The organism is Polyangium jinanense (assembly GCF_028435265.1).
In the GTDB taxonomy this organism is placed as follows: domain Bacteria; phylum Myxococcota_A; class Polyangia; order Polyangiales; family Polyangiaceae; genus Polyangium; species Polyangium jinanense.
On sequence record NZ_JAGTJK010000017.1, the window covers coordinates 211,422 to 222,355 of the forward strand.

Sequence of the window (10,934 nt, forward strand, 5' to 3'; positions counted from 1 at the left end):
CGCCTCCTCTCTCAATCCCGACCGATGATCTCGGCCATCCGGCTGCCGAGTGCCCGCACGTGGGGCTCGGTCATCATCGTGATATGGGTTCCGGGCATCTCGAACACCTCCACGGAATGGCGCGTGAAGCGCTGCCATCCCAGGGTCGCGTCGCCCGCGACAGCCTCCCGCTCGAGCTCCGGATCCTCCTCGCGGGCCCGGAAGAGCCGGATGGGCACGTCGATCGGCCCGCCTGCGGATCGGTACGTGGCCGCGGCGATCGCGTTTGCCTTGTACACCTCGATGAACCGCGCGAAATGCGCCCGGTTCGTCCCGCTCGGCAAGAGCCCCACGACCAGCATTTTCTCGACCAGGCTCGCCACTTGCTCGCCGTACGAAAGCGCCGAAAATGCCTCGCTCCGCAGCGCGAGGTCCACCCCGTAGAGCTTTCCGATGCGCGTCGCGATGTGCAGGAGCCATTGCGTGTCGTCCCGCCGGGCAGCCCCGTCGTCCACCGCGCTCGGGGCGGGGTTGTCGATCACGCCCAAGAATCCCACGCCGCGCCCGGCCTCACGAAGGAGCCGCGCCATTTCGAAGGCCACGAGGCCCCCGAACGAATGCCCCACGAGCAGATACGGCTCCGCGGAGGGCAACGTTCGTCCGAGCTCCTCCACATACCGCGCGGCGATGTCCTCGATGCGGGTCGGGATCGGACCGCCGTCGTCGAGGCCAATGGCCTGCAGGCCCCACACCGGGCGCTCCGCGCCGAGAGGCCGCGTGAGGTCGTGGAAATACATGACGTTTCCGCCCGCGCCCGGCAGGCACACGAGCGGCTGCAGGCGTCCTCGGGCGCGAATGGGCAGGAGCGTCGCGCGGCCGAGGCTCGTACCTCCCGCGCGCAGCGCGCCCGCCACGCCTTCCACCGTCGGATTCGCGAGCAGCGTCCCCAGGGCCACGCGCTCGCCCAGGCGCTCGTGAATACGATCCACCAGGCGCACGGCCAGGAGCGAATGGCCGCCGAGCTGGAAGAAATCGTCCCGCGGCCCGACGCTCGGCGCACCGAGCACATCGCCGAAGATCGTGCACAATTCGAGCTCCAGCGCGTCGCGGGGCAAGGCTCGTTGCGCCTCCTCGGCGGGCCCCGTATCGAGCGCGCGCAAGGCTCGATGATCGACCTTGCCATTGGGCGTGAGTGGCATGTCGGGGACGAGCACGCAGCGGCTCGGCACCATGTAACGCGGCACCTGCTGCTCGACGAGCGCCCGCAGCTCGGCCCAGAGCTCCTCGCCGCTCGGCGCGCCCTCGCCCCGCGCCTCGCCGGCGGGCACCACGTATGCAATCAGCCGGCTCGCCCGCGGCCCGTCCACGTCGGGCAACACAGCACATTGCTGCACACGCGGATCCTTGCGCAGGATGGACTCGATCTGCCCGAGCTCGATGCGATACCCGCGCAGCTTGATCTGCCGATCCTGCCGGCCGAGAATCTCGATATCCCCCGTGGGGAGCTGCCGCGCCAGATCCCCCGTGCGATAGAGCAGCGCGCCGCTGCCCATTGGATCCCGCACGAAGCGCTCGCGCGTGCGCTCGGGGTCATTGATATAGCCCCGGGCCACGCAGGTGCCGCCCACGTAGAGCTCGCCGGCTACCCCGGGCGGCACGGCTCGCATGCGCGCGTCGAGCAGATGAATCGTCGCGTCCGCGACCGGCGTACGCAAGGGCAGGATCGCCGCCGGCAGGGGCATCTCGGCGGGCTCGAAGCGGTACGTCAAAACCCCTACCGTGGTCTCCGTGGGGCCGTAATGGTTGAAGAACCTGCATTCCGACAGCGACGCGAGCCGCTCGACCCACCGCAGCGGCGAAGGCTCGCCGCCCAGGAACACCGCTTTGCGCGGCAGCCCCGCGAGGCTCGCCTCGGTCAGGGCGGCGAGGTGCGAGGGGACGATCTTCAGGTAATCGATCTGGTTTTCCGTGACATACCGCCCGAACCCCGCGCTGTCGACGAGCGCCTCCTCGGGCACCACGTGCAGACATCCGCCCGTGCACAGCGAGGGAAACACCACCGTGTTCCCGAGATCCGCGCTGATCGTGGACACCAGCGCGAAGCGGCTCCCCGGCTCCATCGCGAGATCCTCGATCATGCTCAACACGTAATTCGTGAGCGAGCGATGCTCGATGGCCACGCCCTTGGGCCGCCCCGTCGACCCCGAGGTGAACATCACGTAAACGAGGTCCTCCGGACCGGAGAGCGGCTCCGGGTTTGTCTCGGGATACCCGCTCACCTCCTCGACGCACACAACGCGCGCCTCGCTTGCCGGCAGGGCCCCGACGAATGCCCGTTGCGTGAGGACGACCGTGACGCCGGCCTGCTTCAGCATGTACGCGAGCAGATCGCCGGGATATCCCGGGTCGAGCGGCACGTATGCGCCGCCGGCCTTGAGAATGGCGAGGATGGCGATCATCACCTCGGCCGAGCGGCCCGTGCACACGGCCACGCGGGCGTCGCGCCCCACGCCGAGCGCGCGCAGGTGATGCGCGACGACATTGGCGCGGGCATTGAGCTCGGCGTAGGTCAGCGTCACGCCCCCGGCCGAGAGGGCCGGCGCGGAGGGCGAACGCGCCACCTGCTCCTCGATGAGCGCGTGCAAGGGCAACCGCGCCCGTGGATCACGCTGCGGTCGTCCCCGCAGCACGGCCGGCAGCCCGCCTGTGCCCTCGCCGAGCAGATCGATATCGTCGAGCGCGCGCTCGGGATCCTCGACGGCGCTCGCGAGCAGGCGCACGAGGTGCTCGGTGAAACGAGCGGCCGTCTCCCTGCGGAAGAGATCCGAGTTGTAATCGAGCGAGCCCGCGATCGTCGCCTCGCCATCCATCACCGTGAGGGTGAGGTCGAACTTGCTGCCCTCGTGCGGCCCCTGCAGGATCTCCAGGGCCCCGTCGCGCCCTGCGCCCTTGGTGCTCAGGTGATTGAAGGCCACGTCGAAGAGCGGCGAGCGGCTGGGATCACGCTCGGGCCGTAGCCTTTCCACCAGCAAGGGAAATGGGAAATCGCGGTTCTCCAGGGCCCGCTGCGTCGTGCGCTTCACGTCCTGCAAAAAGGCGCGGAACGTGCGGCCCTCGGAGACGCCCACCCGGATCACCACCGGATCGACGAAATACCCCACGATGGGCAGGAGCTCATTGCGGCCGCGCCCGGAGGTGTGCGTGCCGATGACGAGATCCTTTTGCCCCGAATATCGGTACAGGAGCGCGAGGAACGCGGTCAGAAGCGTCGCGTGCAGCGTCGCGCCCTCCTCACCCGCGAGCGCGCGCAGGCGCGCGGCGAGCTCGTCCGGCACCGTGAAGGGGCAAGAATCGCCGCGGTACGTCTGCATCGCGGGGCGCGGAAAATCCGTGGGCAACGAGAGCGGCGGCAGGGGGCCCGCGAGGTCCTGCTTCCAGGCTTGCCACAGGCGCTCGCCCTCCGGCCCCGCGAGCATCTCCCGCTGCCAGCGCACGTAATCGTGGTACGAGGAAACGAGCTGCGGCAGCGGCGCGCCGCGGCCCTCGATTTCGTCGAGCAGAACGGGCAGGTCGTGCGCGAGAATGGCGAAGGACCAGCCGTCGCAAACGATATGGTGCATCGTCACGAACAGGAGGTGCTCATCCGGGGCGCGCGTATAGCAGCGGAACCGCACCACCGGACCCCGTTCGAGATCAAAGGGCGCTCGGTGCGCATCGCGCATCACCTCCCCGAGCCGCGCCTCGTCGAACGAGGAGGCGTCGATCTCGGCCCAATCGATGTCCCCGGCGGGCCCCACCTCTTGCATCGGCTCGCCCCGGTGGGTACGGAACGTGGTCCGCAGCATGGGGTGGCGCGCGACCAGCGCGCGGCAGGCCTTTCGCAGGACGGCGAGATCGACCGAGCGCCGGATCCGCAAGGGCTCGGATTGGTTGTAGGTGCTGCTCTCGGGCGAGAGCCGCCACAAGAACCAGAGCGCCCGCTGGCCGTGCGAGAGTGGGCAGACCTCGAGTTTTTCCGGGCAACGCCGGAGGACGTCCAGGATCTCGTCCTTGTGCTGCCGCAGCTCTGCGAGACGCGCCTCGGTGGCCGCCTCGCGGGGCGCGCGATAACGCAGCCGCTCGCCCTCGATCCAGAAGCGGAAGCCCTCGAGCACCCGCTCCCGCAGCATCTCGATCACGCTCATAACTCTCCCTCGACCCACCGCGCGTCCTCGGCGGCCTTCGCCTCCGCGGCCTCGGAGAGCCCGCGCAATGCAGCCTCCGTCAGCCCCACGAGCGTCGGTCGCTCCACGATCCGCGCGATCGGGATCTCGATCCCCAGGTCCCGCTGGATCCGGGCGCGGAGCTGCACGATCATCATCGAATCGAGGCCCAGCGCGAGCAGGGGCCGATCCGCATCGAGCGTTTGGTTCTGTGCGAGGCGCAGAATCTTGCGCACGAGCAGCTCGAGATAATGACGCATCACCCCGGGCTGCTCCGCGGCCGGCGCGTCGCGTAGCCTCTCGACGATCGACGCGCCCTGCGCGCCCGCCGCCTCGCCCTCACCACGCGGCTCGTCCACGAGGGCGCGCGCCGTGCCGTAATGAATGCCGTCGATGTCGAGGACCACGCGGCCCCCGTCTGCTTCGCATGCACGCAGCGACGCCTTCCCCTCGCGCGCCGCGCCGAAGACCCGCAGCCGCTCGAACGAGCCGCCGTGGAAAAACAATCGCGAGACGGATTCGAGCAGGAGATCCTCGCCTCCCTGGGCAAACAGGGCCGCGCCCATTGCCTGGAAGCACCCGTCGAGCATCGTCGTGCGCCGCGCATCCTCGCGCGTCGCCGGGTCCGTGACCTCGCGCGCCGCGAGCGTCACCACGACCTCGGAGGCGCCCACCGAGAGAGCCTCGATCACACGGAAAACCTCGCCATACACGAGGCCGAACCTCTGACTTGCCTCGTAAAACCTCTCCGGCGGAACGGCGGCCGCCCCCTCGCCCGCCGCCCGCTCGACGGGGAGATCGCTCTGTTCGCCCGGCGCGAGGGCTCGCAGCGTGGCCTCCGCGTGGAGGACCCACTCTGACGCGCCCCCCTCGCTCCCTTCGCGCAGGGCGAAGATCTGCATCCGGTAGGCGCCGTCGTCCTGCGAATCGAGCGTGGTATGCACGACGGTGCTCGCCTTTTCGTGCAGCCAGAGCGGCGCGCGAACGGCGAATCCCTCGATGGCGAGGGGCGCGGATGCAAACAGTGTAGCTCCGGCGGCGAGCGCCATGGCCAGATACGCCGCGCCCGGCAGCGCGCGCCGGCCGGCGAGCCGATATCCGTCGAGGAAACGCTGCACCGAGGTACGCACGTGCGACTCGAAACGCACGGTCCGGAAAGGTCCGGGCAAACGCATTCGATCGCCGAGCAGCGTCCGCGACGGCGCGGCCTCCGCGCGATAAGGATGCCCCTCCTCCCGGACGGGCCGGCGCTCGATCCAGTATCGCTCGCGCTGGAAGGGATACGTGGGCAGCGAGGCCTTGCGGCGCGTGTGTCCTTCGTGCAGGCGCGCCCAGCGGATCTCCAGGCCATGCTCGTAAAGCTTGCCGAGGCTCTCCAGGAATTGCGCGCGCTCGTCGCGCGGCGGGCGGAGCGTCGCGATGAAGCTCCGTTCGTCCGCGCCCGGCAGGCATTCCAGCCCGAGGCCGCTCAGCACCGCCTTCGGTCCGATTTCGAGGAAAACCCCCGCGCCCTCGCTCCGGGCCGCGCGCATGGCCTCGAAAAACCGCACCGGCTGCCGCAGGTGAACGGTCCAGTGCTCGGGGGAGGTCGGCTCGTTCTGTACCCGCTTGCCATTGAGGGCCGAGATCAGCGGCAAGCCCGGGCGCCGATAAGTCACCCGGGACGCGATGGCGCGGAACTCGTCGAGGATGGGATCCATCAGCGACGAATGAAATGCGTGCGAGACTTGTAGCTCGTTCGTGCGCAGCCCCGCGTCGCGCAACGCCCCGGCCGCGGTGCCGAGGGCGTCGAGCGCGCCGGAAAGCACCACACTCCGCGGACCATTGACGGCGGCGAACGACAGGCCCATCGCCCCCTCGGGCAGGCGGGCGCGCACCTCCTCTTCCGAGGCCGCGACGGCGAGCATCCCGCCGCCCGCCGGTAGCGATTGCATGAGCCGCCCCCGCGCCGCGATGAGCCCGAGCCCCTCCTCCAGGCTGAATACCCCGGCGACACAAGCCGCCACATACTCTCCGACGCTGTGACCCAGGACCAGATCCGGCTCGATCCCAGAGGACGAGAGGAGCTCGAACAGCGCATATTCGAGCGCGAAGATGGCCGGCTGCGCGTACGCGGTGCGATCGAGCAGCGGGCGCCCCTCGGGCGCGGCGCTCTCGCCGAACATCACCGCGAGCAATGGCTCTTCGAGGTGCGGGCGGAGCATCTCCTCGCACGTGAGGAGCGCTTTCCTGAAGACGGGCTCGGCTTCGAAAAGCGCCCGCCCCATGCCCACGTATTGCGAACCCTGGCCGGTGAAGAGGAACGCCGTCTTCGCCCGCGCGGGCGCGGCGCGCTCACCCGGAGGCTCGCGCAGGGCCGCCACGAGCTCCGCGTGGCTCGCGCCAACCACCGCGATCCGGTGCTGGAAATGCGCGCGCCCGACCTGGCTCGTATAGCAAACATCGCCGAGATCCGGCGCCGGCTCCTCCGTGAGCCTATCCGCGACCGCCGCGCAAAGCGCGCCAAGGGCGGCCGGCGACTGCGCCGACAGGGCCAGCAGATGATGAGATTTGTCCGAGCCCGCCTCGTTCGCCTCCGCAGACCGCACGGGAGCCTCGGCGAGCACGACGTGCGCATTGGTGCCGCTGATCCCGAAGGAGCTGAGCCCCGCGATGCGTGGGCGCCCTTCGCTCTCCCACGGCTCGCCGCCTGTGGGGATCCGGAAAGGCAGCCGATCCCAATCGATGCGCGGGCTCTTTTCACGCAAATGCAGGTGGGGCACGATCTGCCGGTGCCCGAGTTCGAGCACCAGCTTGAGCAGCCCCGCCGCGCCCGCCGCCGCCTCGAGGTGGCCGATGTTCGTCTTCACCGAGCCGAGGAGCAGCGGCGCGCGCGACCGGGACGCCGCAAATACGTTTCCGAGCGCGCGCACCTCGATGGGATCCCCGAGCGCCGTCCCCGTCCCGTGGGCCTCGATGTGGCTCACTTCCTCCGGCAAAACCCCCGCATCGGCGAGCGCGCGCCGCACGACCGCCTCCTGGGAGGGCCCGCTCGGCACGGTGAAGCCACTCGTGCGTCCGTCATGATTGACGGCCGAGCCCCGGATCACGGCGAGGATCTCGTCCCCGGCGGCAAGCGCATCGCGCAGGCGCCTGAGGACCACCATCACGCAGCCCTCGGAACGCACATACCCGTCCGCCGCCGAATCGAACGTCTTGCAGCGCCCGTCCTTGGCGAGCGCGCTGGCTTTGGCCAGAAAAACGTGGCTCTCCGGGGAGAGGAGCACGCTCACCCCGCCCGCGATGGCCCGATCGCTCTCGCCCCGCCGGAGGCTCTGGCAGGCGAGGTGCACGGCGACGAGCGAGGACGAGCACGCGGTATCGACGGCCATGCAGGGCCCGTTCAGCCCGAGCACGTACGCAATACGCCCCGCGGCGGTGGAGTGGGCATTGCCGGTGCCGATGTACCCGTCGATGTGCAGCCGCTCCCGCGGAGAGAGCCGCGCCGCATAATCGTTGTTGCTGATTCCTAGAAAAACCCCGGTGGGCGAACCGGCGAGGCCACGCGGATCGAGGCCCGCGCGCTCGAGGGCCTCCCAGGTGACCTCGAGCGATAGCCGCTGCTGCGGATCGAGCGTCGTGGCCTCGAGCGGGGAGATGCCAAAGAACAGGCTGTCGAATCCGTCGATCCCGTCGAGAAAGCCGCCATGACGCAGGCACGACGGGGCCGGGACGTCGTACTCGGCGCCGCGGAGCGCGTCGGGATCCCAGCGATCCCGTGGGACCTCGGTGATTGCGTCGCGGCCCTGCCGGAGCAGATCCCAGAAGGCCTCCGGCGTGCGCACGCCGCCGGGCAGCCGGCAGGCGACCCCGACGATCGCAATGGGCTCGTGCAGGTCCGCGCCCTCGCCGCCGCCCTCTCGGGGCGATTCTTTCACGGACTCCCCGCCGAGCAGACCACTCAAAAACCCGGCGAGCGCCTCGGGGGTCGGATGATCGAAGGCAGCGGTCTTGGGAATCGAAATGCCGAGGCTCGTTTCCAGCCGATCGACAAGCTTCAAGGACGAGAGCGAGCCCATCCCGAGCTCGAAAAAGCCCCGGCGGGGATCGATGAGGTCCGCTCCCCCGAGCTCCAGCACCTCCGCCGCGCGCTCGACGATGAGCTGCACGAGCGCGCGGCGCCGATTCGCCTGCGGCAGGGAGAGCAGATCCCCCGTGGCCGCGACCGGCGCGGGCAAACTCGTCTCCCGAGCGCGGCTCCCCTCCGGCATGACAACCGGAGCGCGCCCCTCCCAGAGGCGAGGGAGATCGACCCGATGGCCACGCACGAAGAGCTGCGCGAGCAGGATCTGCAACTCGACCAGCGCGCCTCGGCTCCCCTGGTACACAGGCAGCGCGAGGAACTCCTTGCCCCGCAAGGTATCTCGGACGAACCCGGTCAGACGCCCGCCAGGGCCGACCTCGATGAAGATACGGACCCCGTCGGCGTGGAGCCGCTCGATCGTCTCGCGGAGCCGGACCGGGGTATACCATTGCGCGGCGAGCAGATCGCGGATCTCGTCGGGCCGGTCAGGGAAAGGCGCGGCCGAGGAGCAGCTATAAGGGCGCACGGCCGAGGGGCCGATCTCGATTCCATCGAACACGCGGCGGAGCTCGTCGCGGGGAATGGCGAGCGCCGGGGTGTGCACGGGGTATTCGAGGCGGCTGATGCGGAAGCAGATCTCGCCGCGTTCGCGCACGGCCTGCTCGACGCGGGTGATGTCCGCGGGTTTGCCGACGAGAACGGCTTGCTGCGGGCAGTTGTCGAGCGAGAGGAACACCGTGGCCGATTCGCCCGTCCAAAGGTGCGACAGCGCCTTTCGCGAGGCGTCGGTCAAAGCGAGCATGGTATACGCGGGCTCGCCGTCGTCGGAGGCCCCCTGACCGTACTCGCGCAAGGAGCGCGTGATGCTGCGCAAAAGCCGCATCGCCTGCCGGTCGTCCTCCACCATCCCCGAGGCGAGCAGGGCGGCGATCTCGCCGAAGCTATGCCCGGCCATGGCGTCGCACCCGAGGCCCAGGTGCGCGACCAGCCGGTACATGGCGAGATCCGCGACGAGCACCGAGTTCATGATGTCCTCGATGTCGGGCTCGCGCGGGGTCTCTCCCTCCCGGCCGGCGGGCGCGGGGAAGAGGAGCGGATTGCGCATCAGCGCATCGCGGCTCTCGGGCTCCATGTGGTCGAACCACGCCCGGACAACCGGAAAATGCGCGTGCAGACCGGCGAGCATGGCGGGAAATTGAGCGCCGAAGCCCGGAAACAGGAAGGCCGTGCGCCCGAGCGCCGCGGCGTCGTCCGCGCGCCCATAAAAAGCCCCGTTGGCCAGGTTGAAGGGGCGATCGGCGCCGGCGAGTTGCTTCTTCGCGCGCTCGATCTTGGCGGCGAGATCGGCGGAATCGGCGGCGATGATCGCCACGCGGTGGGGCTCGGGGGCGAGCCCAGCGAGCTGCTGAGCGAGGCCCGGGAACGCGCCCTTAGGGTCGCATGCCGTGAGTTTGTCGAGGAGCGCTTCGCGCGAGGGGGCGGAGAAGACGAACAGCTCGGTCGCGCCCGGGGCGGACTCGTTCTTTTCAGCCGGGCTCATACCGTGGGCGCCGACTCGGGCACGATCTCGAAGGGATCCTCGGTGACGAAACCGAGGTTCTGGAAGAGCTCGCAGCGGTAATCGAGCTTCACGTGGGGATAATGGCGGCTGAAGATCTTCTTGAGGACGCCCTGATCGGCATCGGGCATCTCGGCGACTGGCTCGGTCGCGACCGCGTCGGCGTAAAAGGTGCGGCAATACGCGGTGCGCCCGATGAACCCGCCGCTGTTGAGGTAGCGGAACTCGGACTCCTTGGCCCCCGGCAGGGAGGACTCGAACTGGCGGAACTCCTTGAGCGAGGGCCAGTTGATGCGGTCGCCGCTGAAGAGCAAATCGCAGTCGAACAGTTTTTCAAAGCGCTCGAGGGCGAGGTGCGGATCGTCCACGAGGATGGCGTCGCGGGAATCGGCGAAAAAGACGTATTCAGTGTCGATTTCCTGGAGAGCCTGGTGAATCACGAGGGGCTTGTGGCGGCTGTTGACCCAGGGGAAGATGCCCTGCCCGCGCACCAAACAAGGGACGCCGAGGTGCGCGCAGCTCCGCTCGAAGAGGCCCATCGCCTCATGGCCGTTATTGCATGTGAGGATGGTGAGTCGCGGGACGGGCCCAATCTGCCGCGGCGGCTGCGCGAAGAACGCATCGCGAGCCCGGATCCAGCCGGGCTTCGCGTCCCGGATCCCGTTGGCGTGGATGAGCAGCGGGCGCGTGCCGAACGTGCGCTGGATGAAGGCAACTCTCTGTTCGGACGGGGCGTCGACGTGCGAAGGTGTGCTCAGCATCTCGGGGGAACGCCTGGGCCGCGCGGGCCAATCGAGGGTCGGGGTCTGTCGCGAACGGCGCCGATGAGAACATGGCTTTCGGGCCCTGACAACCCCCCACGTGGCAGACAAACCGCCGCGCCGGGGCGCTGCCCCGGACCCCGCGGGGGCTGTTCGCCCCTCGACCCGAACCAGGGCAAGCCCTGGACTCGGGGTGGAAGAACTGCGCGATGCGCAGTTCTTCCAAGAGGCCGGTGGCAAGACCAGGAAGGTGTGTTGCACGCTGGCGACGGGGACGTTGCCGGTTGAATGATGGGCAGGGTCGTCATTGGTCTTGACCTGGCCTGTTCGATGAACTGCGCATCGCGCAGTTCATCGACCCCGGGTCCAGC

3 protein-coding genes are annotated in these 10,934 nt (G+C 69.3%); all 3 read right to left on the reverse strand.

Annotated elements, in window-relative coordinates; translation table 11 throughout:
• Nucleotides 1-11: 11 nt before the first annotated feature.
• The 3 genes from KEG38_RS27995 to KEG38_RS28005 are packed head-to-tail and all read right to left on the reverse strand — an operon-like array spanning nucleotide 12 to nucleotide 10,563.
• Nucleotides 12-4,163 (reverse strand): non-ribosomal peptide synthetase, encoded by a 4,152-nt coding sequence (locus KEG38_RS27995; RefSeq protein ID WP_272422990.1) that lies wholly within the window; start codon nucleotides 4,161-4,163, stop codon nucleotides 12-14.
• The gene (locus KEG38_RS28000) at nucleotides 4,160-9,784 is read right to left on the reverse strand and encodes a type I polyketide synthase (RefSeq protein ID WP_272422992.1); all 5,625 of its coding nucleotides are present in this window, start codon (nucleotides 9,782-9,784) and stop codon (nucleotides 4,160-4,162) included. Before KEG38_RS28000 ends, KEG38_RS27995 begins: the two co-directional genes overlap by 4 nt.
• Nucleotides 9,781-10,563, reverse strand: a complete 783-nt coding sequence (locus KEG38_RS28005; protein ID WP_272422993.1) for a glycosyltransferase domain-containing protein — start codon at nucleotides 10,561-10,563, stop codon at nucleotides 9,781-9,783. The genes KEG38_RS28000 and KEG38_RS28005 overlap by 4 nt, the downstream gene beginning before the upstream one ends.
• Nucleotides 10,564-10,934: the final 371 nt, after the last annotated feature.